We start from the raw sequence: 22,067 nt of genomic DNA, 5'->3' as shown, positions 1-22,067 counted from the left end.
GATACCACGGACGGCGTTCTCCTCTCGGGCACCGAACTATCAACGGAGCGGTGCGCTCTCGGCCCACCTTCCGTTCAGAGAACGTCCCGCGCTTCGAGCACGTCGCGGAGCTCGGCCATCGACTCGACCACGACGTCACAGTGGGGTTCGACGGCGGGTTTCGGGTTGTAGCCAACCGCGAGGCCCGCGACGCGGAGCATCGGGAGGTCGTTCGCGCCGTCGCCGACCGCGACCGTGTCCTCGACCTCGACCCCCGCGTTTCCGGCCACCGTCCGGAGCGCGTCGTCCTTCGTCCCCTCGACCAGCGGGCCGCTGACCTCGCCGGTGAGCCGCTCGCCGTCGAACTCGAGCTGGTTCGCGACGATGGTGTCGACCGGGGTCTCGTTCCGGGCGAGGACGTGCTCGACGCCCCGGCCGAAGCCGCCCGTGAGGACCGCCGTGACGACGCCGGCGTCGTTGAGCACGTTGACGAGGTCGGCCGCACCGGGGTTGAGTTCGACCGCGTCGAAGGCGGCTTCGACGGCTTCGACCGGGAGTCCTTCGAGCAGCGCGACGCGCTCGCGGAGGCTCTCGGCGTACTCGATCTCGTCGTTCATCGCGCGCTCGGTGATGGCCGCCATCTCGTCGGCGACCCCGCACTGCTCGCCGAGCAGGACCGTCATCTCCGAGTTCGAGAGCGTCCCGTCGAAATCGAACGCGACGAGGTTCATACCCACCCTTCGGGTCGAGCGGGTTCAACCTACTGGAGTCGGGCAGCGGTCCGGGAGCTACTCCCCGACGACCGCGATGGCGTACGTTCGGGCGGCTTCGGGGTCGGTGTCGAGCACCCTCATCGCCGTCCCTGCGGGTCTGAAGGCCACGAGGCCGGCGTAGGGCATCGCGTACGCGCTCGACACGCGGTCACGTGCGTCGCCGGCGAGTTCGAGCGACGGGGAGCCGTCCTCGTGACCGAGGGCGTCGCGCGGGAGACCGTAGAACACCGACCCGTCGGGGACCGTTGAGACGGTCGTGCTGGCCTCGCCGAGCCCCCGAGTTCCCGAATCCCCCACGAGCGAGAGTGCGCTCGGATCGGGGGCATCGTTCGCCCTCGCCGTGCGTACCCAGAGGTCGAAGACCTCGGCCGGGGAGAAGTCGGAACGCGATTCGAGTCTACGGAGTCGCCTTCGCTGTGCGCGGTGGTCCGGGAAGGCCAGCGCTTCCATCGATCGATCGGGGGTTCCGAGGTCGAGCGCGACCGTCGTCGGGTCGCCGGCCGTCAGCGGTTCGTCGACGGTCGCGTGGCCGGCGCTGAACCGTTCGAGGTCACGGTCGACGGCCGCGGCGGCTCCCTCGGTGAGAAAGCACGCGATGTTCGCCGGCATCGCGAGGGCCGCCGAGAGACGCGCACCGTCGCTTCGAGGCCGGGTCTTCACCCGGCATTCGAGCCGGCCGTCCGGGGCGAAACGCTCGTGCGGGAGGCCTCGAAAGATCGAGACGGACCGGCCATCGCGTCCGTAGGGGTAGTTCCCGTCGAGATAGCCCTCGAAGTCCCCGAGGAACGTCCACTCCCCGTCACGAGTTCGGGCCGAGAGTCGGTGGTCGTAGAACGAGAAATCCCGGCCGACGAGCCAGAGGTCGATGGGAGCGGTCTTCGATCCGTTTCCCGAACCGGCTCCCTCGCGTCGGCGCTTCGACCGGAGCGCGGTGTAGGCGTACTGGTAGCGGTCGCGGGCGAAGGTGAGCGTGCTGGCGTGGGGTCCGTCGCGCGCCGCCGGCCCGCGGTTGGGGAGAAACGGGTCGAATCCCCGCTCGGTCGGGATGTAGGCGGTCCGGGCGTACCAGCCGACCCCCTCGGCTCCCGCCCCGAGCGCCGCCCGGAGGTCCATCCAGATGTCCTGTTTGCTGGGGGTGTAGCGCGGGTCGATGGTGTGGGCCTGGCCGAGGAACGTCACCGGCCGGCCGTCGGTCGCCGTTCGGGCGTTGCTCACGAGGCTCTCGACGGCCCGGTTCGCCGGTTCGGGACCCACGTCCTTCGCGTACCAGCCCCGGTAGAAGTCGGTGAAGGTGAACGCCGGCAACGCGTCGCGCGCCCGCAAACCATCCGTGAGCTCCACGAACGTCTTCGGCTGTTTGCTGTCGACGAGGTACGGGAAGTGGACGAAGATTCCGACCGCGGCCTCGGGCGCGACCTCGGCTACCTGCTCCCGCTGGTCGGCGAAGATCCGCGGCCCGAGGCGTTCGAGGTTCGAGACGGCCTGGTCGTTCCAGGCCCCGCTCTCGACCCACCGGCCGCCGACGGGAGCCTCCTGCCAGAGTATGACCCGACCGTTCGGAAAGGCGTCGGCGTAGCTCGCGGCGACCGTCGCGAGCCCGTCGAGGTGTCGACGACGCGCCTCCCCGTCCGCGACGAACGCGGTCGCGTCGAGCGACTTGAGCACGCCGACGTTGATCCACGCCTCGACGCCGTGACGTTCGGCGACGGCGAACGCGGCTTCGAGGGCCGGCACGTCGTCGATCCCGGCGTCGGCCTTCGCGATGACCACCGCGAGGTCGTGGCGGCCCGCGAACGCGAAGAGGTTCTCGCGGACCCGTTCGTCGCGCCAGAGCGCCTGCTCGGCCCAGACGAAGTCCGCGGCGTCGGCGTCACCCTTCCCGCCCGAACCCGCCTCGGTCGCGGTTCGGTCGGGGGCTCCACCGCCCAGGCTCGCACCCGGGCGGCGACCCAGCTCGGTCACGCCCGCACAGCCCGCGAGCGAGAGCGCGCCGGTCGCCGCGGTCGTGCCGAGGAACCCCCGTCGATCCATTCCCCCTACGTCCGCCTACCATCCGAATAAGCACTCGGGTGGTGCGCTCCGGCCCCGTCGGTCACGTACTGGAGCGGCGAATCGCGCCCGTGAAGAAAGGGTTATGCCCGCCGCGTCGATGATTCGGGACATGAAGGTACTCGTGACGGACCCCATCGCCGAGCCGGGTCTCGACCGGCTCCGCGAGGCGGATCACGACGTCGAAACCGCCTACGATGTCGAGGGTGACGACCTCCGGTCGGCGGTCGCCGACGCCGGTGCGCTGGTCGTCCGGTCGGGCACCGAGGTCGACCGCGAGCTGTTCGAGGCCGCACCGGAACTCACGATCGTCGGTCGGGCCGGGATCGGCGTCGACAACATCGACATCGACGCCGCGACCGAGCACGGCGTGATCGTCGCCAACGCACCCGAGGGCAACGTCCGCGCCGCCGCCGAACACACCGTCGCGATGACGTTCGCCGCCGCGCGGTCGATCCCCCAGGCCCACGGCCGGCTCAAGCAGGGCGAGTGGGCCAAGAGCGATTATTTGGGAACCGAGCTCAACGGCGCGACCCTCGGCATCGTCGGCTTCGGCCGCGTCGGCCAGGAGGTCGCGAAGAAGCTCGACGGCCTCGGGATGAACCTGGTGGCCTACGACCCCTACATCTCGGAGGAGCGCGCCGGCCGGCTGGGTGCCGAACTCGTCGAACTCGACGAGTGTCTCGAACAGGCCGACGTGCTGACCCTCCACACCCCGCTCACCCCCGAGACGGAGGACCTGATCAGCAGCGACGAACTCGACCGGATGGACGGCGGCTTCCTCGTCAACTGCGCCCGCGGCGGCGTCGTCGACGAGGACGCGTTGGCCGCTGCCGTCGACGACGGTACCCTCCGCGGGGCGGCGATCGACGTCTTCGCGGACGAACCCCTCTCGGCCGACAGCCCGCTCCTCGACGTCGACGACGTAGTGGTGACCCCGCACCTCGGCGCGAGCACCCACGCCGCCCAGGAGAACGTCGCCACCGACATCGCCGACCAGGTGCTCTCGGCCTTCCGGAACGAACCGGTGATGAACGCGCTCAACGCACCCTCGATGGACGCGAGCGCGTTCCCGCGGGTCCGCCCCTACCTCGACATCGCCTCGACGGCGGGGAAGATCGCCACCCAGCTGCTCGATGGCCGCGTCGAGGGTGTCGAGATACGCTACGCGGGCGAGATCGCCGAGGAGGAGGTCGACCTCGTGACCGCGAGCGCGCTCGAAGGCGTGTTCGAACCGCTCGAATGGCAGGTCAACGCGGTCAACGCCCCGCGGATCGCCGACGAGCGCGGTATCGACGTCACCGAGTCGAAGACCCGTCAGTCCGAGGACTTCCAGAGCCTCGTGACGGTCACGGTGAAGAACGGCGACCGGGAGGTCGGGGTCTGCGGGACGCTGTTCGCTGGCGAGGACCCGCGGATCGTCCGGATCGACGGCTTCCGGGTCGACGCCATCCCCGCGGGCCACATGCTGGTCGCGCGCAACAAAGACGCCCCCGGCGTGATCGGGTTTATCGGCACCGTACTAGGCGATTCGAACATCAACATCGCGGGGATGTTCAACGCCCGCGGCACCATCGGCGGCGAGGCGCTCACGGTCTACAACCTCGACCACGCCGTCCCCGAGGACCTTCGCGAACGGCTCGAAGCCGACGAGCGGATCATCGGAACCCGATATATCGCGCTCAACGGTACCGAGTAGCGATAGTTATTTCAGCTTCCTCCGAACATCACCTGACGAACTATCAATGAGTAGCGATAGAACCGGCGGATCCGAGGGATCGGCCGACGAGTACGGTGAGGGCCTCGGTGACGCGAGCGAGGGGCCACGGATCGAGTTCTACGGCGGGCGGTGGCTGAGCGCGCTCCCGCTCGCGATCTTCGTGGTCTGGGCGGTGGTCCAGAGCGGGCTCCTTCAGGTCAGCGCGACTTCGGGGCTGGTGGTCGGGATGCTGGTCGCGCTAATCATCGGGATGTTCTTCGTCAAGGGCGACTGGAAGGACTACGCGAACACCATCTTCGAGGGGATGACCCAGCCCGTGGCCGCGACCGCGATCGTGGCCTGGCTCTGGGCCGGGATGTTCGCCGACACGCTGCAAGCCGGCCAGTTCGTGGGCGGTCTCGTCTGGGCGGCAAACGCGCTCTCGGTCGGCGCGGCGCTATTCCCGGCGGCCACCTTCATCCTCGCGGCGCTGCTCGCGACCGGCATCGGCTCCGGCTACGGTACCGCGATCGCGTTCACCACGCTCTTCTTCCCGGCGGGCGTTCTCCTCGGGGCGAACCCCATCCTGATGTTCGGCGCGATCCTCTCGGGAGCGGTCTTCGGCGACAACCTCGCGCCCGTGAGCGACACCACGATCGTGAGCGCGGTGACACAGGACGCCGACATCGGTGGCGTGGTCGCCTCGCGATTCAAGTACGCCATCATCGCGGCCGTGTTCGCGTTCGCCGGCTACGTCGTGGCGGGGAGCACGATGGGGAGCCCGTTCGACGTCGGGCAGAACGCCCAGTCCCTCTTCGTCCAGAACAGCGACCCCTTGGGGCTCGTCCATCTCGTCGCTATCGGGGTCGTCATCGCCACCGCGGTGGCTGGCCGACACATCGTGGAGGCGATCTCGTGGGGGATCATCGCCTCGGTCGTCTTCAACCTCGTCTTCGGGCTCTCCTCGATCAGCGACATCCTGGTCTTTCAGGCTCCCCGGACCTCGGGCGCTGCCCAGTCGCTCTCGGGGCTGCCGGTCGTCGAACTCGTCGACCCCGGCAGCTCCGCGGTCGGCGGCAGCCTCTTCACCGGGGCGACGGGCTTCTTCCCGCTGATCGTGCTCACCCTGCTGATCGTCGCCGGCGCGCAGATCCTGGTTCGCGGCGGCGGCTTCGCGGCGATGCAGGACTGGCTCCTGACGCGGGTGGCCACCAGCGTCCGTCGTGCCGAGACCACGATGGTGCTCGGGACGGCAGCGATCAACTCGATGATCACCATCAACACCGCCGCCGAGATCGCGATCGCGCCCTACATCGCGCGGATCGGCGAGCGGTTCAACATCAACGGCTACCGGCGGGCCAACATCCTCGACGCCAACACCTCGGCGCTCGGCTACATCTTCCCGTGGGGCGGCGGCGTGCTCGCGGGCTACACCGCGATGCTCGGGCTGCCCGACCAGTACGACTGGTTCACCCAGGCGATGCTCGTCAACCCCGCCCAGGTCTGGCCGTTCGTCTTCCACGGCTGGTTCCTCTTCTTCGTCTTCGTGGTCGCGGCCCTCTCGGGCTTCGGTCTCGAATACGTCTCCGACCGTGAGTCCGAGGAGGTGGCGCGGGTATGAGCCGCTTCGACGCGTTCACGGCGGGCTGGTCGTTTCGAACCACGACCCCGAGCTTCGAAGCGGGTGAGGAGATAACCGCCTTCGTCACGGGCTACGAGGACGGTGCGGGCGTGGCACGGATCGGCGACACGATCCTCACGCTGACCGACGCCGCGCCGGAACTCGTGGACACCCAGGTCGACCTCCGGATCGAGGAGTTCGACGACTCGGACCACACCGGTCGGGCGACGGTTCTCGCCGACGAGGACTGAACGACGTCCCTCTCCGGGACCGCGCTGCTAAACTCGGGGCAAAAAAGGGTCGTTCACACCGGATCCGGATCGATCTGCCGACTACTTTCCGACGCGCTTGACGAGGCGTTCGAGGTCGAGATGCCCCGCCCCGTGGTAGGGCTCGCCGCCAGGTGCGTCGCTCGCGGTCTCCTGGATGAGCGACTCGACCTCCCCGACGCTCGCGTCGGGGCGGAGCGAGCGCACGAGCGCGACCGCCCCCGCGACCTGCGGGGCGGCCATCGAGGTGCCCGCCTTCCAGCCGTAGCCCGGTTCGGTGTCGACGATCTCGCTCGGCCGGTTCACTGGCTCGTCCTCGTCATCGTCCGGGCCGTCCTCGTAGGTCGTCGTCACGATGGTGGAGTAGACGAGGTCGCGCTCCGCCTCGGGGATCCTGTCGAGCGCGTCGCGGTCCGCGTCGCCGCCCGCGGCGCTCACGTCGACGGCGTCCCCGTAGTTGGTGTAGAACGCTGGGGAGTCCGTCGGGTCCTCGAGTCGGTTGCCGGTAAGCCACTTCTCCTCGTTGTCGCTGTGTTTGCCGCCCCACCCACAGCCGATCGGGCCGGTCGCGGCCACGCCGAAGACCCCCTCGGCCTCCGTCGGGATGCTGAGGGTGTTCTCCGGGCTCATGTCGAGCGCGTCGTTGCCCGCGGAGTTGACGATGACCGTCCCCTGTGAGCGAACGTACTCGGCGACCTGTTCGGCGATACGGAGCTCCTCGGTGAGGTAGGGGTACTCGTCGACGTAGACGTACGGCGCGGGGAAGCCGACGCTGTAGTTGATGGCGTCACAGCCCGCCTCGGCGGCCTTCACCCAGCCGGCGTACCCGTCGCCCTGTTTGCCCTCCTGGCCGGAGAACATCCGATAGGAGACGATCTCGGTGTCCGGGGCGGTCCCGAGCACGCCGCCGTCGGGACCGTCGTTGCTGTTCGTCGCGGCGATGATGCCCGCGACGTGGGTCCCGTGGTCGCCGGCCCCGTTGGGCCGCCAGTCGTAGGGGTCCTCGGAGACGTTCTCCGAGAGCTCGTCGTTGACGACGTCCGCGAGGTCGGGGTGGGCGTCGTAGACGCCCGAGTCGACGACGGCGATGCGGGTGTCCGCGCCGGTCGAGACATCGTGGACCGACTTCCCGCCACCGGGTTTGTCGGTCAGATCGTTGCTGACGTCCTGTTCGCGCTTGTCCCACTGGAACTCGCTGTTCGAGGGCGCGCCGTCGTGGTTGTGGCTCGACCCCTTACTGTCGGTGGTCGGCCCGTCCCGCGACTCGACGGCCCCGACACGGTCGTCACCCCGGTCGATGACGCGGTCGGCGACCGTCGTGCCCGCCACCCGGTCCTGGTCGCCGCGCGCGACCAGCACGTCCGCCTGCGAGAGGTCGTGGACGATCTCGACGTCGTCGGGGACCGCCGACCGGTCGACGTCGCGGAGGTTGATGAAGAAGCGCGAGTCGGAGGGGCTCGCCGTCGCGGTGCCGACGCCGAGCGTCGCCACCCCGACCGCCGTCCCGGTCAACTGGAGGAACCGCCGTCTGTCGTATCGTCCCATAGCGACCGTTGTTATCGAGGAATCAGTGTTAAATATTCGTCTTCAGGAACTGAACGTATCGGGACGGTGCAACGCCGTCGCCTCAGTTGAGTGTCCAGATCGCGTAGTTCAGCGCGGTGGCGAACGAGACCCACGCGAGATACGGCACCAGCAACGCCGCCGCACGGCGGTCGACCCGGGCGAAGAGCCCGATGGTGGCGACGATCGCGACCCAGAGCGGCACGATGACCACGAGCCCCAGCGCCGGCGACTCCAGCCCGAAGAAGGCGGGCGACCACGCGAGGTTGAGCACGAACTGGACCGCGAAGGCGGCGAGGCCCAGCCGGACCCCGCGCCGGTCGAACCCCGCCCGCCAGACCAGCCACGCCGCGACACCCTGAAGCGCGTAGAGCGCCGTCCAGACCGGACCGAACACCCAGTTCGGCGGGGTGAAGCCGGGTTTCTCGACCGTGGTGTACCACGTCGCTATCTGGGGGCTCGTCACCAGCCCGGCGGCCGCGCCGAGGACGACACAGACCGCGACCGCGGCGGCGACCGTGAGGAGCGGCCGGCGGTCGGGAAGCGCGGGCTGGGAGCCCTGTGTGATGGACATACGACCTATTGGCGCGGCTACCAGTTAGCGGTATCGCCGCTACACCCTGCGCTCGACCGGCGACGCGTCCGTGACCGCTCCGAGTGCGGAATCTACTCGGCGAGGTGACCGAGGATCGCCTCGGTGTCGTTCGGCACCGGCTCGGGGTCCCGACCGGCGGCAGCCGCCGCGTCGGGGTCCTTCAGGAGGTGGCCGGTCGTGAGACAGACCACGTCCTCGTCGTCGGCGACCACACCGGACTCCCGGAGCTTCCGGAGGCCCGCGATGCTCGCCGCCGAGGCGGGTTCGACGCCGACGCCCTCCTCCGCGAGCGCGCGCTGGGCGTCGACGATCGCCTCGTCCGTGACCGCGACCGCCGTGCCGCCGGTTTCTCGAATTCCGGGCAGCGCCTTCCGCGCGTTGACTGGGTTCCCGATCCGGATCGCGGTCGCGCGGGTCTCGACCTCCTCCCAGCGGTTGGTGTCGTCCGACCCTTCTTCGATGGCCTCGACCATCGGCGCGGCCCCCTCGGCCTGCACACCAGTGAGCATCGGCACGTCCTCGGCGTCGAGCGCGCCCGACTCGACGAGTTCGCGGAAGGCCTTGTAGAGCGCGGCGGTGTTGCCGGCGTTGCCCACGGGTAAAACGATCCGGTCGGGGTAGCGACCGTAGTCGTCCCGAAACGCCTCCAGGATCTCGAAGCCGATCGTCTTCTGGCCCTCAAGTCGGAAGGGGTTGATCGAGTTCAGGAGGTAGGCTTCGCCCATGTCCGCGAGCTCGGCCACGATGTCGAGACAGGCGTCGAAGTTGCCGTCGACTTCGAGGATCCGCGCGCCGTGGAGGGCGGCCTGCGCGACCTTCCCCGCCGCGACTTTGCCCGCCGGAAGCAGCACGAGGGTCTCGACACCCGCACGGCCGCCGTAGGCCGCGAGCGCCGCGCTGGTGTTCCCGGTTGAGGCACACGCGAGGCGGTCGACCCCGAGCTCCTTGGCCACTCGGACCCCGACGGTCATGCCCCGATCCTTGAAGCTCCCCGTGGGGTTCATCCCCTCGTGTTTGACCCGGAGGCTCCGGACGCCGACGTCGGCTTCGAGCCGCGGCACCTCGTGGAGCGGGGTGTCGCCCTCCGGGAGCGAGACGCCCGACTCGAACGGGAGCGCGGCGTCGTAGCGCCAGACGCCGCGGCCCGAGAAGTCGTCGAACGTGGGATACGACTCGTAACGGGCCTCGAGGAGGCCGTCGCAGTCGGGACAGCGGTAGGTGGGTTCGTCGAACGGGGCGTTGGTTCGGCCGCACTCGATGCACGCGAGCCAGACGCCGTCCGCGGCGGCTTCCGGGGCCGACGAGCCGAGCGAGAGCTCCGTCATTGGTCGCGAGAGACGCGCCGCGAGGAAAAGTGGGCCGGTTGTCGCGACCCGTTGCCGCAATTCTCAGAGCGCGTCGAGCAGGAAGGCGAGCAGTCCCTTCTGGGCGTGGAGACGGTTCTCGGCCTGCTGCCAGACGAGTTCGCGGTCGCTCTCGAGCACCGCGTTCGTTACCTCCTCGCCGCGGTGGGCGGGTAGGCAGTGCATCAGATGTGCGTCGCTCCCCGCCAGCAGATCGTCGTTCACCTGAAACCCACCCTCCTCGAACGCGGCGAGCTTCTCGTCTCGATTCCCGTCCTCGCCCATGCTGACCCAGACGTCCGTACAGACCACGTCGGCGTCCGCGACCGCCGCCTCGGGGTCGTGGGTCACCGTCGGCGCGCTTCCGAGCTCCGCCGCCCGGTCGAAGACTGCCTCACTGATGCCGTAGTCGGGCGGCGTGGCCACGGTGAGGTCGACGCCGGCGAGCGCACAGCCGAGCACGAACGACTGCGCGACGTTGTTGCCGTCGCCGACCCACGCGACGGTGGCATCGAACCCGACCGTCTCGCGGACCGTCAGCAGGTCCGCGAGGGTCTGGCAGGGGTGGGCGTCGTCGGTCAGACCGTTCACGACCGGGACGCCAGCGTGGGCGGCGAGTTCGTCGAGGTCAGCATGATCGAACAACCGGACCATGATGCAGTCGACGTAGCCCGAGAGCGTCCGGGAGATGTCCTTCAGCGGTTCGCGCCCGCCGAGGCCGATGTCGTCGGGGCCGAGGAAGACCGCGTGGCCGCCGAGCTGGGTCATCCCGGTCTCGAAGGAGACTCTGGTTCTGGTCGAGGGTTTCTCGAAGACCATCCCGAGGGTTTTGCGTTCGAGGACGGGATGGGGCTCGTCGCGCTCGACCTGTGATTTGAAGCCGCTCGCGGCGTCGAGCACGGTTTCGAGCTCCGTTCGACTGAGGTCGTCGACGTCGGTGAAGTGGCGAACGCCGCCCGCGTCGAGGCTCATCCGCCGTCCTCCGCGACCCGCTCGGCGACGGCTTCGAGGACGGCGATGCTGTCGTCGTACTCGACGAGCGAGAGGTGTTCGTCGGGCGCGTGGTCGAGGTCCGAGTTCCCCGGCCCGTAGGTCACCATCGGGCAGTCCCAGGTCTGATAGACGTTCATGTCGCTCGTCCCCGTCTTCCGGAGGAGTCGGGGGTCGTCGCCGGTCTTCCGGATCGCCCCGCGGAAGGCGCTCGCGAGCGAACTCCGTGGGTTCGTCATCACGGGTACGACCTCGTCGTGCCACCGGACGGTGCCGCCGTCGAGCTCGCCGTCGGCGGCCTCACGGACCTCGTCGGTCGTCAGGCTGGGTGGCACCCGGAACTGGACCTCCATCGTGGCCTCGACCGAGAGCCCGTCGTCGGAGATCCCACCCTGGATCGCCGTCGGTTTGGTCGTCACGCGCTCGAACACCGGGGTCCACTCGTCGCCGTCGGCCGCCACGGCCTCGCCGACCCGGCTCCACCACTCGATCGCGTCCTCGATCGCGTTGTTGCCGGGGCGGGAGGTGTGCCCCGATTCACTGGTGGCGACGTAGGTGCCGGCCAGCAGCCCCCGATAACCGAGGGTGATCCCGTCCCAGCCAGAGGGTTCGCCGTTGACGACCGCATCGGGCGGGTCGCGCGTCTCGACGAGGTGGCGCGCGCCGCGCGAGTCGGTCTCCTCGCCGACCACGCCCACGAAACTCACGCCGGTCTCGACGGCGGCGACCGCCATCGCGGCGAGCGGGCCGGTCGCGTCGACGCTCCCACGACCCCAGAGGGACTCGACCCCGTCGGTCTCCTCGACGCGGACCGGGATGTCCCCGGGGACCGTATCGATGTGGGAGGTCAGCAGGAGCGAGTCGTCTGCGGGCGCACGGACGTTGCCGACCTCGTCGAGCCACGCTTCGCGGCCGTGGGTCTCGAAGAACGAGACCAGCAGGTCGGCACACGCCCGCTCCTCGCCCGACGGCGAGGGCGTCCCCACGAGGTCGACGAGGAGTCCGCGGGCCTGTTCGTCCGAGACGCCCGCGACGGCTTCGCTCACGACTCGCCCCCGAGCACGTTCGAGAGCGCGTCGATGACCTCGTCCGCGTCGTCCTCGTCGAGGACCAGCGGCGGGAGGAGACGGACCACCGAGCGCCCGGCGGGGAGCGCGAGGAGGCTCGTGTCGAGCGCGAGGTCGCGGAGCGCGCGGTTCGCGCCGCGTTTGACCTCGATACCGATCATGAGTCCTTCACCCCGGATATCGCGGACGTCGTCGCCGATCTCGGTGTCGAGTCCCGCCCGGAGGTACTCACCGACCTCGCCAGCGTTGCTCGGGACCTCCTCTTCGACCAGCGTCGAGACGGTGGCGTCGACCGCGGCGCTCACGACCGGGCCGCCGCTGAAGGTCGCGTTGTGCGGGCCGTGGTCGTCGGCGATCCAGTCGGCACAGAGCGCCGTCCCCGCGGGGAGGCCGTTCGCCAGCCCCTTCGCGGTCGTGAGGACGTCCGGGACGACACCGGCCTGCTGGGAGGCCCAGAGGGTTCCCGTCCGGCCCATCCCCGTCTGTACCTCGTCGAAGACCAGCGCCGCGCCCGCGTCCGCCGTGCACTCGCGCGCCGCCGCGAGGTAGCCGTCGGTGGGAACGTTGATCCCGCCCTCGCCCTGGATGGGTTCGACGATCACCGCTGCCGTCTCGTCGTCGACCGCCTCCGCGAGCGCCTCGCTATCCCCGTAGGGCACGAACTCCACGTCGCCGATCAGCGGCTCGAACGGATCACGATAATCGCTGTTCCACGTCGTCGCGAGCGCGCCCATCGTCCGGCCGTGGAAGCCCTGCATCGTGGCGACGATCTTCGACCGACCAGTGGCGCTCCGGGCGAACTTCAGTGCGGCCTCGTTCGCCTCCGTTCCGGAATTGCAGAGCCAGACGTTCTCCAACCCATCGGGGGCCGCGGCGGCGAGCGCGTCGAACGCCCGGTCGCGCGCGTCGACGGGGTAGGAGGCCTGGACGAACGTCAGCCGGTCGACCTGGTCGTGGACCGCCTCGTCGACGGCGGGGTGGCTGTGCCCGAGCGGTGTACACGCGTAGCTCGCGCCACAGTCGAGGTACTCGGTCCCATCGGTATCGTAGAGGTAGACACCGTCGCCGTGGGCGATCCGGATCGGTTTCTCCGAGTGGATGAAGTTACTCATGCCGTCGCCTCCGTTTCGAGCGCCGCGGGGAGGATGTGGGTCCCGCTACCGTCGAGCGCCGCGAGCACGGGCGAATCGGCGTTCGCGGTCGCCACGATCACTTCACTCGCCCCACCGGAGAGCGCCTCCTTCGCCGCCATCACCTTCTTGCCCATGAACCCTTCCGCCGCGCTTTCGATCGAATCGAGTTCGTCGGGCGTCTCCGCACGCTCGATGAGCGTCGAGTCGTCCTCGGGGTCGGCGAGCACGCCGGGGACGTCGGTGAGCACAACGAGCTCCGCGCCGAGCGCGCCCGCGACCGCCGCGGCCGCCCGGTCGGCGTCGGCGTTCACGGGGACGCCGTCGTCGGCGAGCATCGGCACCGTCACTACAGGAGTATAGCCCCCGTCGAGCAGCGTTTCGAGCAGGTCGGCGTTCACCGACTCGATCTTCCCGGAGTGCTCGCCCCGCCGGATCTTCTTCTTGCCGTCCTCGACAACCCTGACCGCGGACTTCCGCGGGCCGGTGAGCAGTCCACCGTCCACCCCGGAGAGGCCGAGCGCGTCCACGCCCGCCGCCCGCAGCGACGCCGTGAGGTCGGTGTTGAGTTTCCCGGGCAGAACCATCTCGAAGACCTCCATCGTGCGCTCGTCGGTGAACCGCCCGACGACGCCGGAGGGACTCTCGACGTACTCGGGCTCCTCGCCGAGCTGGTCGAGGGTGTCGTCGACCGCGGTCGAACCGCCGTGAACCACGACGACCCGCTCGCCCTCGGCGACGAGTTCGGCGACGTCCGCGACCGCACCCGCCGGGTTCACGGCACGCGCGCCGCCGATCTTGAGGACGACCGTCATGGCGTCCCCACGGGGTGGAGCCCCTGAAAGTCGAGGCCGGCCGTTTCGTCGTAGCCGAACGCGACGTTCGCCGCCTGTATCGCTTGCCCTGCAGAACCTTTCATCATGTTGTCGATGGCCGAAAACACCACGATTCGTTTGTTACTCGGGTCGAGCTCGAAGCCGACCTCGGCGTGATTGGTCCCCGCGACCGCCTTGGGTTCGGGGTAGCGATATACTCCTGTGCCGCCGGCCACGAGCCGTACGAACGGTTCGTCGTCGTAGGACTCTCGAAACGCACTCCAGAGGTCGCCCGTCGACACCGGATTCTCGGGGAAGACGTGACACGTCGCCGACGCTCCGCGAACCATGTCGACCGCGTGGGCGGTGAACGCGACGTTACACCCGAACGCCTGGACGATCTCGGCTTCGTGACGGTGGCCGGTCGGCGCGTAGGGGCGCACGACGCCCGATCGTTCGGGATGCGAGGAGGCGTTCCCGCCGCCGGCACCGCCTTCCGACGAGCCAACCTTGACGTCGACCACGATCCGCTCGTCGCCTGAGAGGATCCCCCCGTCGAACAGCGGCCCCAGCCCGAGAACCGTGGCGGTGGCGTTGCAGCCGCCCGCCGCGATCAGGGAAGCCCCCGGAAGCTCGTCGCGATGGCGCTCGGGGAGCGCGTAGACCGACTCGTCGAGGAGTTCGGGGCGCGTGTGCCCGTCGTACCACTCGTCGTACTGTTCTTCACTCTCCAGTCGAAAGTCCGCGCTCAGGTCCACCACCGTGTCGGCAGCCTCTTGGAAGGCGTCGATGTGCTCCATCGACACGCCGTGTGGCGTCGCGGCGAACAGCACGTCGACGCTCGCGAGGTCGGTGGGGTCGCTGAAGCGCTGGTCGATCCCCCGGAGGTTCGGGTGGACCGAGCCAAGAGTCTTGTTGGTGTACTCGCGGCTAGTGGCTTCTTCGAGTTCGAACTCGGGGTGTGAGTCGATGAGGCGAAGGAGCTCGCCACCGGTGAACCCGCTCGCGCCGACCACCGACGCGGTCTTCGTCATTCGCCTTCCCTCACGAGGCTCACGGTGCGGTCACCGTCGCGGAGTCGGCCGCGACCTTGGTTTCGAGCCAGTCGACCACGCGCGCGGGCACGTCGACGTCGGTGGCCTCGGCGAGCGCCTTGAACTCCACCGTGTGATTCACCTCGTGCACGGTGTATGAATCGCCGGTCTCCATCAGGTCCACCCCGAGGAGGCCGCCGCCGACGGCGTCGCTCGCGCGGGCCACGAGGTCGCGGGCCTCGTCGTCGAGTTCGAACGCCGTTGCCTCGGCCCCTTTCGAGGCGTTGGTGAGCCAGTGGTCCGACGAGCGCGCCTCCGCGGCGACGGGGTCGCCGTCTGTCGTCAAAACCCGGATGTCGCGCCCGGGTTTCTCGACGAACTCCTGGACGTAGAACACCTTGTGCTCGTAGTGGCCCAGCGTGGCTTTGTGTTCGAGGATCGCCTCGGCGGCGTCCCGGGAGTCGATCTTCGCCATCAGCCGACCCCACGACCCGATGACGGGTTTGAGGACACAGGGATAGCCGAAGTCCTCGATGGTTTCGAGCGCCGCGTCCTTCGTGAACGCGACCTCGGTGGTGGGTGTCGGAACGCCCGCGCTCGCGAGCGCGAGGCTGTTCTTCACCTTGTCGGCGCAGACCTCGGCGGTGTCGGCGCTGTTGATCACGGGGATACCGTACGAATCGAGGAACCGCGTCGCGTACGTGCTCCGGCTGGTCGCGAGACATCGGTCCACGACGAGGTCGACGCCCTCGAACGCCGCCGGCGGCTCGGAGAGGCCGAAACGCAGGTCGCGGACGTCGACCTTCGTGACCTCGTGGCCGCGCTCCCGGAGCTCCGAGAGCAGGAGCTTCTCGTCGCGCCGGATGCGCGAGTAGAGCACGCCGATGTTCACGTCACTCCCCCCAGTCCTCTTCGAGCTCGGGGGCGGTCTCGAGCGTCGCGGGGTCGGTCTCGACCACTTCGAGCTCGCTCCCACAGGTCCCACAGTCGAGGATCTCGCCGACTTCGGCGTCGTCGTACAGCGTCACGTCGCCGCCGCATTCCGGACAGGTTGCCATTGTACCCTCCTCTCACCCGTCTATCGGCTTAAACGCTTCGAACTTGTTCGATAATTTACAGGAATCCGTAGCCGTCGCTCCGGCGGAAAAAGCGGTCAGTTCGCGCGGTTCGTCGGTGACGACGAGATGAATGTTCCCCCTCGCGGGGGCGGTCGCTCAGCCACGTCGGGCCACCTCCCGTTCGAGTGCTTCGGCAGCGCCGTCGAGCTGCGCGCGCCGGTCGGCGAGCGCGTCCTCGTCCTCGTCGACCCCCGCCTCGCGCCGGCCGAGCGCGGCTTCGACGGACGCGGGGGCGGGACCGCCGAACGAGTCGCGGCTCGCCACGCTGGCCTCGGGGTCGAGCGCGCGCTCGACCGCCTCGCGCTCGACGTAGGTGTCGAGCGAGTCGTCGAGCACCGCCTCCGCGGCGGTCGCGACCGTTTCGTACTCGACGGCTGCACCGTTCTCGATGTCTTCGGCGGCGAGGGCGAGGATCTCGTGGGCAGTTCTGAAAGGGAGCCCCGCCATCGCGAGCAGGTCCGCGACGCCGGTCGCGGTCGAGAACCCCGCACTGGCGGCGTCGGCGAGCGCCTCCCGCTCCCACCTCGCGGTCGCCACCGCGCCGGCGGCCACCTCGGTCGCGGGAACGACGGCGTCGACGCTATCCCACGCGTGGGGCGTCGCGGTCTGGAGGTCGCGGTTGTACGCCCGTGGGAGCCCCTTCAGTGTGGTCAGCAGCCCGTTCAGTCCCGCATTCGCGTCGCCCGCACAGGCCCGAACGAGTTCGAGCGAGTCGGGGTTCTTCTTCTGGGGCATGATCGAGGAGGTCGAGGCGTAGTCGTCGTGGACGTCGAGGTAGCCGTCGCTCGCGAACTCCACGAGGTCGGTGGCGAGCCCCGAGAGCGACACGGCCAAGGAAGCGAGCGCGCTCGCGCCCTCGACCAGGAAGTCCCGCGTCGAGACCGCGTCCATCGAGTTCTCGACGAGCCCATCGAAGCCGAGGAGGTCGGCGGTACGCTCGCGGTCGACCTCGAAGGGCGTGCCCGCGAAGGCCGCCGCGCCGAGCGGCGAGCGGTTCGTGCGGTCGTAGGCCGCCACCAGCCGCTCGGTGTCCCGCGCGAACGCCTGCTCGTAGGAGGCGAGGAGGTGGCCGACGGTGGTGGGCTGGGCGGGTTGGCGGTGGGTGTAGCCGGGCATCAGGGTCTCCGTGTGCTCGCGTGCGCTCTCGAGCAGCGCCGAACGGAGGGCGAGGGTCGCGTCGACGGTATCGAGCAGGTCCTCGCGGAACCGGTAGCGGATGCAGGTCGCCACCTCGTCGTTGCGGCTCCGTGCGGTGTGCATCCGGCCACCGTCGGGGCCGATGCAGTCGATGACCGCCGACTCGATGGCGGCGTGGACGTCCTCGCCCGAAAGCTGGTCGTAGCCTGCCTCCTCGACCGCGGCGAGGCCATCGAGGATCGACCCCGCGCTCTCCTCGTCGACGACCCCCTGTTCGTCGAGCATCACGACGTGGGCGCGGTCGACCGCGAGGTCCGCACGGAAGATCCGTTCGTCGGCGACCATCGAGGAGAGGAAGCCGCGGGCGGGGCCGCCGCTGAAGCGCTCGCCCCGCACCACGTCGCTCTCCTCGCTCATCTCACTCGTCCCCGCTCTCGTCGTCTTCCGCCCCGCCGTCGGCGAGGGGTTTCGCGGATTCGGCCGACTCCATCACGCGGCTCGCGAGCCGCGACTGGAAGCCGTGGTACTTGGCTACTCCGGTGGCGTCGGCCTGCTCGATGCCGCCGCCGACGTCGGCGGTGTTGAACGAGGCTGCGGCGGCCGAGTAGACGCCGTACTCGCTCTCGCGACCGACCGCGCGGGCCTGGCCGCCGTCGAGTTTTATCGTGACGGTGCCAGTAACGCGTTCCTGGGTCGAGTCGATGAAGCCATCGAGGGCGTCGACCAGCGGCGCGGCGAGCAGCCCTTCGTAGGCCTTCTCGGCCCACTCGTGGTCGATCCCCTTCTTGAAGCTCCGTTCCTCCTTCGTGAGCACGAGCGATTCGAGCGCCTCGTGGGCGTTCAACAGGACCGTGGCGGCCGGGTGCTCGTAGTTCTCCCTGACTTTGAGCCCGAGCATCCGGTCCTCCATCAGGTCGGTCCGGCCGACGCCGTGGCTCCCGGCGACCTCGTTGAGTTCCTCGATGAGCTCGATCGGGTCCATCGCCTCGCCGTCGAGCGCCACCGGGTAGCCGTCCTCGAACTCGAGTTCGAGGAGTTCGGTCTCACCGCTCGGGGACTGGGTCCAGTCGTAGATGTCCTCGGGCGGGACGTAGTTCGGTTCCTCGAGTTCGGAGCCCTCGACCGAGCGGCTCCAGAGGTTGGTGTCGATGCTCCACGCGCCGGCGTTGCCGCCCTCCACGGGCAGGTCGCGCTCGTCGGCGTACTCCTGTTCGACCTCGCGGGTGAGACCGAGCTCGCGGACCGGCGCGATCACGTCGAGTTCGGAGTCGCGCCAGACGGCCTCGAACCTGAGTTGGTCGTTACCCTTGCCGGTACAGCCGTGCGCGAGCGCGCTACAGTCGTTTTCGAGCGCCACGTCGAGGATGGCCTCGGCGATCACGGGCCGAGCGAGCGCCGTCCCGAGGGGATAGCCCTGGTAGGTGGCGTTGGCGCGGACGGCGTCGAGACAGGTGTCGGCGAACGCGTCCTTCGCGTCGACCACGTAGTGTTCGAGGTCGAGCGCCTCGGCGGTTTCTTCTGCTTCGGCGAACTCCTTCGTGGGCTGGCCGACGTCGACGGTGACGCCGACTACCTCGTCGTAGCCGTACTCCTCTTCGAGGAGCGGGACGCAGACGGTGGTATCCAGCCCGCCGGAGAAGGCGAGCGCGACGCGGTCGGTCGAATCGGGTGTCGTGTCGTGTGTCATTTGGTGTCGTGAGTGAGGTTCGCNTGAGGACTGGGGAGCAAGTCAGGTCGGGGGGAGAAGTGTGTGCGGGCCTAGCGGCCCGGTCGTCGCGGTCGGAGCGGGACGGACGCGCCGGTGGACGGCGGCGAAGCGGTGTGGCGCGTCCGGGTCATGTACCGATTTCTCGAAGCGCGGGGATATTAAACGCTTCCGAGTCGGCGATGCTTGCGTCCCCGACCACCACCGTCATGCCGGTCGCGCGCCGACCCCGGTCGTGTACAGCCTCAACGTCCCGGTTCCCGGCGAGGTGAAGCGCCTCGCGGCCGAGCTTCGGCCCCGACTGATGGCGTTCGAACGCATCCGTGAGCGCCACTCGCTGTTGGTGAAGCGCTTCGAGTCCGCGGACCACCGGCGGCTCTCGAAGCGGGTTCGTCGGGCGCTCGCCGGCGCGCCGGCCGTCGAGGCTCGTATCGCGACCATCGAGTCGTTCGACGACCCGGTTCGCGGTCCGGGGCCGGTGGTCTACCTCGCCGCCGAGAGCCCGGGATTGGTCGGGATCCACGACCGACTCGTCGAACGCTTCGACGCGGTCCCCGAACTCGAGGGGTCGGAGTACGTTCCGCACGTCACCCTCGCCCGTGGCGGGTCGGCGGAAGCGGCCGAGGCGCTTCGTGACGTCGATATCGACCCGATCGAGTGGGTCGTTCCCGAACTCGTCGTCTACGATGCCGTCCACCGCGAGCGCGTCAGTCGCGTCTCGCTGCCGACGTCGGACTGAGAAGGCCGGTCACCGGATACCGAGGCCCGTCATCGCCACTCCGCGAGCGGTGCGGCCTCGCAAAGCGGCAGCGCCACCCACGCGTCGTCGCGGGAGATGTCGGCGACGACGAACCGCCGCACCGCACCGTCGTCGTCGACCGAGGCCATGACGTCCTCCGCCGTGCTGGCTGTCGCCAGACCGGCCGTATCCGGCGTCATACTATGTGAGTACATACCACCGCTACATAAACGCACCGAACCGGGGTCGACCCGAGCGTACCACCGGCGAATACTATCGATCTTTCATGTTTGTTTCAACGGCTGAAACGAACCCGAAATCGTCGGATTCAGGCCCCCTCTAAACGAGCCGGAGGACGGCTCAAACGCCGGACCTGACCGAGAACACAAAACTTATACGCACTTGGCAAAACTCGACAATTGGGATGACTAAGGATACCAAACAGACGCGGCGTCGGTTCCTGAAGGCCACGGGTGGCGTGGCCGCCGGGGCGGCCCTCGCCGGCTGTTCGAGCGGCAGCGGTGACGGAAGCGGGAACAACAGTAGCGGCGGTGGCGGCGGCAACAACAGCGGTGGCGGGGACACCAGCGCCGGCAACCAGTCCGGTGGGAATCAGAGCGCCGGTCAGCAAACCCAGTCCATCGAGGCTGACCCCTCCCAGACCCTTCAGATGGTCAACGACACCATCACGACGTTCGACCCGGTCGCCGCGACCGACACCGCGAGCGGCAGGGTCATCCAGAACCTGTTCGACGGGCTGATGAACTATCCGAACGGCAACGTGGAGGTCGAATCCCAGCTCGCGTCGGATTTCAGCGTCTCGGACGACAACACCACCTACACCTTCCAGCTGAAGGACGCCACGTTCCACAACGGCGACTCGGTCACGGCACAGGACTTCATCTACGCGTGGGAGCGCCTCGCGGCCTCCTCGAACTCCAGCCGGGCGTACTTCATCCTCGACTCGGTCAACGTCCAGCACGAGACCACGACCCAGGATGGCGAGGAGGTCTACAAGCCGAACTCGTTGGCGCTCGAAGCGCCGGACGAGAAGACCCTCGAAGTCACCCTCGAATCCCCGTTCCACTCGACGCTGGAGATGTTCGCCTACACCTCGTTCGCGGCGGTCCCCGAGGGGATCGTCGGCGACATCGAGGGCTACGAAGGCGAGATGAACTACCAGCAGTTCTCGAGTCAGAACCCCGTCGGTGCGGGTCCGTTCCAGTTCGACAACTACAACTCGGGGACCGCAGTCGACGTCACCCGGTTCGACGACTACCACGGCGGGAGGGCGTCGATCGCGGGCATCCACTGGCAGGTCATCTCGCAGTCGTCGACGGCGTATCAGTACTCTCAGGGCAAGAACTCGGACGTCATCTCGATGCCGACCGCGCAGTACGACCCGAGCAAGGTCAACGTCCAGCGCGGCCCCGACGATGCCGGTCGGAAGTTCGGCACGTACGGGCCGATGGAGAACGGCGAGACGGCGAACTACCTCAGCGTCCCGACGGTCGACGTCTACTACCTCGGGTTCAACATGGCGAAGGTGCCCAAACCCGTTCGGCAGGCCTTCGCCTACGTCGCCAACCAACAGCAGGTGACCGAACAGGTGTTCAAGGGTCGTGGCACCCCAGCCTACCACTTCACGCCACCGACCATCTACCCCGGCGGCGCGAAACAGTACGACCAGCACGCGAAGCAGAACTACCCCTACGGTTACAACCAGACCCAGGTGCCACAGGCGACCCAGGTCATGGAGGACGCCGGCTACAACGGGAACAACACGTTCCAACTGCAGTGGACCCAGTACGAGGACGACACGTGGCTCTCGCTCGGGAAGCTGTTCCGCGACCAGCTCCAGGCCGCCCACATCGACATGCAGATCCAGCAGGCGGACTTCTCGACCATGCTCGAACGCGGGCGCAACGGCCAGCTCGAAGTCTACACCCTCGGTTGGGTGGCTGACTGGCCCGCGCCGGACAACTTCCTCCAGCTCCTGAACCCACCACAGACCGACACCTCGCAGTCGGACCCGATCTCCTACATCAACTGGACGGGGGAGAACGGCGATGCGGCCCAACAGGCGTCCAGCGCGTGGGAAAAGGTCTCGAACAACCAGGCACCAACTGACCAAGCCGAAAGCACTCGTGACGAGGCTTACGTCACGATGGAGGAGGCGAACTGGGAGGACGTCGGCATGCTCCCGCTCTATCACCAGCTCGACGAACGCCTCTGGTACGACTGGGTCGACATCCCACCGTTCGGCGGGATGAGCGGCAGTCGTCAGATGTTCAACGACGTCAAGATCGCTTCCCAGCGCGGGTAAGGCCTCTTTCACCGTTTTCCGGGCCTGCGGTGTAACCAAACCCGTTTCTGTTGGCGATATTCGCCTCGACCCCAAACGAAAGGTATAATGACAGTACGTCGTTTATGACGGTTAT

Annotated in this window: 20 protein-coding genes; 5 read left to right on the top strand and 15 right to left on the bottom strand. The window is 68.6% G+C overall.

All coding sequences use genetic code 11. The features are described 5' to 3' along the window. Positions 1-74: 74 nt before the first annotated feature. Positions 75-710: a phosphoserine phosphatase SerB gene (gene serB / locus GT355_RS09130; RefSeq protein WP_160134351.1), complete on the bottom strand. Its 636-nt coding sequence runs from the start codon at positions 708-710 to the stop codon at positions 75-77. A 57-nt stretch (positions 711-767) separates the two neighbouring features. Beyond that, the gene (locus tag GT355_RS09125) at positions 768-2,783 is read right to left on the bottom strand and encodes a hypothetical protein (protein WP_160134350.1); all 2,016 of its coding nucleotides are present in this window, start codon (positions 2,781-2,783) and stop codon (positions 768-770) included. A gap of 130 nt (positions 2,784-2,913) precedes the next feature. Between GT355_RS09125 and serA the strand changes: the two genes are divergently transcribed. From serA to GT355_RS09110, 3 genes are read left to right on the top strand one after another with little or no spacing between them, the layout of a single operon-like run. Beyond that, the gene (gene serA / locus GT355_RS09120; RefSeq protein ID WP_160134349.1) at positions 2,914-4,500 is read left to right on the top strand and encodes a phosphoglycerate dehydrogenase; all 1,587 of its coding nucleotides are present in this window, start codon (positions 2,914-2,916) and stop codon (positions 4,498-4,500) included. A gap of 46 nt (positions 4,501-4,546) precedes the next feature. After that, positions 4,547-6,121 (top strand): Na+/H+ antiporter NhaC family protein, encoded by a 1,575-nt coding sequence (locus GT355_RS09115; RefSeq protein WP_160134348.1) that lies wholly within the window; start codon positions 4,547-4,549, stop codon positions 6,119-6,121. After that, on the top strand, positions 6,118-6,372 hold the full coding sequence (locus tag GT355_RS09110) for a DUF7513 family protein (RefSeq protein ID WP_160134347.1): 255 nt from the start codon (positions 6,118-6,120) through the stop codon (positions 6,370-6,372). Before GT355_RS09115 ends, GT355_RS09110 begins: the two co-directional genes overlap by 4 nt. 81 nt (positions 6,373-6,453) lie before the next feature. On the opposite strand, the gene GT355_RS09105 is transcribed toward GT355_RS09110, so the two are convergent. The 12 genes from GT355_RS09105 to GT355_RS09050 form a co-directional block, all read right to left on the bottom strand. Next, a complete protein-coding gene (locus GT355_RS09105) occupies positions 6,454-7,935 on the bottom strand; it encodes a S8 family peptidase (RefSeq protein ID WP_160134346.1) in 1,482 nt (493 codons plus the stop codon). Positions 7,936-8,017: 82 nt separating this feature from the next. Continuing rightward, a complete protein-coding gene (locus GT355_RS09100; protein WP_160134345.1) occupies positions 8,018-8,527 on the bottom strand; it encodes a TspO/MBR family protein in 510 nt (169 codons plus the stop codon). A 92-nt stretch (positions 8,528-8,619) separates the two neighbouring features. Next, a complete protein-coding gene (gene thrC, locus GT355_RS09095) occupies positions 8,620-9,873 on the bottom strand; it encodes a threonine synthase (RefSeq protein WP_160134344.1) in 1,254 nt (417 codons plus the stop codon). A 63-nt stretch (positions 9,874-9,936) separates the two neighbouring features. Then, positions 9,937-10,863: an ornithine carbamoyltransferase gene (gene argF / locus GT355_RS09090; RefSeq protein ID WP_160134343.1), complete on the bottom strand. Its 927-nt coding sequence runs from the start codon at positions 10,861-10,863 to the stop codon at positions 9,937-9,939. Further along, entirely contained in the window at positions 10,860-11,927 is a 1,068-nt protein-coding gene (locus GT355_RS09085; RefSeq protein ID WP_160134342.1) for a [LysW]-lysine hydrolase, read from the bottom strand. Before GT355_RS09085 ends, argF begins: the two co-directional genes overlap by 4 nt. Continuing rightward, the gene (locus GT355_RS09080) at positions 11,924-13,060 is read right to left on the bottom strand and encodes an aspartate aminotransferase family protein (protein WP_160134341.1); all 1,137 of its coding nucleotides are present in this window, start codon (positions 13,058-13,060) and stop codon (positions 11,924-11,926) included. Before GT355_RS09080 ends, GT355_RS09085 begins: the two co-directional genes overlap by 4 nt. Beyond that, the gene (locus tag GT355_RS09075; protein WP_160134340.1) at positions 13,057-13,893 is read right to left on the bottom strand and encodes an acetylglutamate/acetylaminoadipate kinase; all 837 of its coding nucleotides are present in this window, start codon (positions 13,891-13,893) and stop codon (positions 13,057-13,059) included. Before GT355_RS09075 ends, GT355_RS09080 begins: the two co-directional genes overlap by 4 nt. Beyond that, complete coding sequence (gene argC, locus GT355_RS09070) at positions 13,890-14,927, bottom strand: N-acetyl-gamma-glutamyl-phosphate reductase (RefSeq protein WP_160134339.1); 1,038 nt, start codon at positions 14,925-14,927, stop codon at positions 13,890-13,892. The genes GT355_RS09075 and argC overlap by 4 nt, the downstream gene beginning before the upstream one ends. Before the next feature lie 19 nt (positions 14,928-14,946). Continuing rightward, positions 14,947-15,819 carry a lysine biosynthesis protein LysX gene (gene lysX, locus GT355_RS09065; protein ID WP_160134338.1) on the bottom strand — a complete coding sequence of 291 codons (873 nt, stop codon included), beginning with the start codon at positions 15,817-15,819 and terminating at the stop codon, positions 14,947-14,949. 1 nt (position 15,820) lies between these two features. After that, the gene (lysW, locus tag GT355_RS09060) at positions 15,821-15,985 is read right to left on the bottom strand and encodes a lysine biosynthesis protein LysW (RefSeq protein ID WP_007691430.1); all 165 of its coding nucleotides are present in this window, start codon (positions 15,983-15,985) and stop codon (positions 15,821-15,823) included. 156 nt (positions 15,986-16,141) lie between these two features. Beyond that, on the bottom strand, positions 16,142-17,599 hold the full coding sequence (argH, locus tag GT355_RS09055) for an argininosuccinate lyase (protein WP_160134337.1): 1,458 nt from the start codon (positions 17,597-17,599) through the stop codon (positions 16,142-16,144). 1 nt (position 17,600) lies between these two features. Beyond that, positions 17,601-18,869, bottom strand: a complete 1,269-nt coding sequence (locus tag GT355_RS09050) for an argininosuccinate synthase (RefSeq protein ID WP_160134336.1) — start codon at positions 18,867-18,869, stop codon at positions 17,601-17,603. A 253-nt stretch (positions 18,870-19,122) separates the two neighbouring features. Here GT355_RS09050 and GT355_RS09045 point away from each other — a divergent pair, with 253 nt between their 5' ends. Then, positions 19,123-19,626 carry a 2'-5' RNA ligase family protein gene (locus GT355_RS09045; protein ID WP_160134335.1) on the top strand — a complete coding sequence of 168 codons (504 nt, stop codon included), beginning with the start codon at positions 19,123-19,125 and terminating at the stop codon, positions 19,624-19,626. A gap of 29 nt (positions 19,627-19,655) precedes the next feature. Here the strand turns inward: GT355_RS09045 and GT355_RS18025 are convergent, their stop codons facing one another. Next, positions 19,656-19,826, bottom strand: coding sequence for a DUF7556 family protein (locus GT355_RS18025; protein WP_192927991.1), 171 nt, complete (start codon positions 19,824-19,826; stop codon positions 19,656-19,658). A 224-nt stretch (positions 19,827-20,050) separates the two neighbouring features. Here GT355_RS18025 and GT355_RS09040 point away from each other — a divergent pair, with 224 nt between their 5' ends. Continuing rightward, entirely contained in the window at positions 20,051-21,952 is a 1,902-nt protein-coding gene (locus GT355_RS09040) for an ABC transporter substrate-binding protein (protein WP_160134334.1), read from the top strand. The last annotated feature ends 115 nt before the right edge of the window (positions 21,953-22,067 follow it).

It is taken from the genome of Halococcus salsus, from assembly GCF_009900715.1.
Classification (GTDB): domain Archaea; phylum Halobacteriota; class Halobacteria; order Halobacteriales; family Halococcaceae; genus Halococcus; species Halococcus salsus.
This window is presented reverse-complemented; position numbering and strand designations above follow the sequence as displayed.

Bases quoted from the DNA above. Each gene is read 5' to 3' on its own strand.
- serB (WP_160134351.1), bottom strand. From the start codon at position 710: ATGAACCTCGTCGCGTTCGATTTCGACGGGACGCTCTCGAACTCGGAG.
- GT355_RS09125 (WP_160134350.1), bottom strand. From the start codon at position 2,783: ATGGATCGACGGGGGTTCCTCGGCACGACCGCGGCGACCGGCGCGCTC.
- serA (WP_160134349.1), top strand. From the start codon at position 2,914: ATGAAGGTACTCGTGACGGACCCCATCGCCGAGCCGGGTCTCGACCGG.
- GT355_RS09115 (WP_160134348.1), top strand. From the start codon at position 4,547: ATGAGTAGCGATAGAACCGGCGGATCCGAGGGATCGGCCGACGAGTAC.
- GT355_RS09110 (WP_160134347.1), top strand. From the start codon at position 6,118: ATGAGCCGCTTCGACGCGTTCACGGCGGGCTGGTCGTTTCGAACCACG.
- GT355_RS09105 (WP_160134346.1), bottom strand. From the start codon at position 7,935: ATGGGACGATACGACAGACGGCGGTTCCTCCAGTTGACCGGGACGGCG.
- GT355_RS09100 (WP_160134345.1), bottom strand. From the start codon at position 8,527: ATGTCCATCACACAGGGCTCCCAGCCCGCGCTTCCCGACCGCCGGCCG.
- thrC (WP_160134344.1), bottom strand. From the start codon at position 9,873: ATGACGGAGCTCTCGCTCGGCTCGTCGGCCCCGGAAGCCGCCGCGGAC.
- argF (WP_160134343.1), bottom strand. From the start codon at position 10,863: ATGAGCCTCGACGCGGGCGGCGTTCGCCACTTCACCGACGTCGACGAC.
- GT355_RS09080 (WP_160134341.1), bottom strand. From the start codon at position 13,060: ATGAGTAACTTCATCCACTCGGAGAAACCGATCCGGATCGCCCACGGC.
- GT355_RS09075 (WP_160134340.1), bottom strand. From the start codon at position 13,893: ATGACGGTCGTCCTCAAGATCGGCGGCGCGCGTGCCGTGAACCCGGCG.
- argC (WP_160134339.1), bottom strand. From the start codon at position 14,927: ATGACGAAGACCGCGTCGGTGGTCGGCGCGAGCGGGTTCACCGGTGGC.
- lysW (WP_007691430.1), bottom strand. From the start codon at position 15,985: ATGGCAACCTGTCCGGAATGCGGCGGCGACGTGACGCTGTACGACGAC.
- argH (WP_160134337.1), bottom strand. From the start codon at position 17,599: ATGAGCGAGGAGAGCGACGTGGTGCGGGGCGAGCGCTTCAGCGGCGGC.
- GT355_RS09050 (WP_160134336.1), bottom strand. From the start codon at position 18,869: ATGACACACGACACGACACCCGATTCGACCGACCGCGTCGCGCTCGCC.
- GT355_RS18025 (WP_192927991.1), bottom strand. From the start codon at position 19,826: ATGACGCCGGATACGGCCGGTCTGGCGACAGCCAGCACGGCGGAGGAC.
- GT355_RS09040 (WP_160134334.1), top strand. From the start codon at position 20,051: ATGACTAAGGATACCAAACAGACGCGGCGTCGGTTCCTGAAGGCCACG.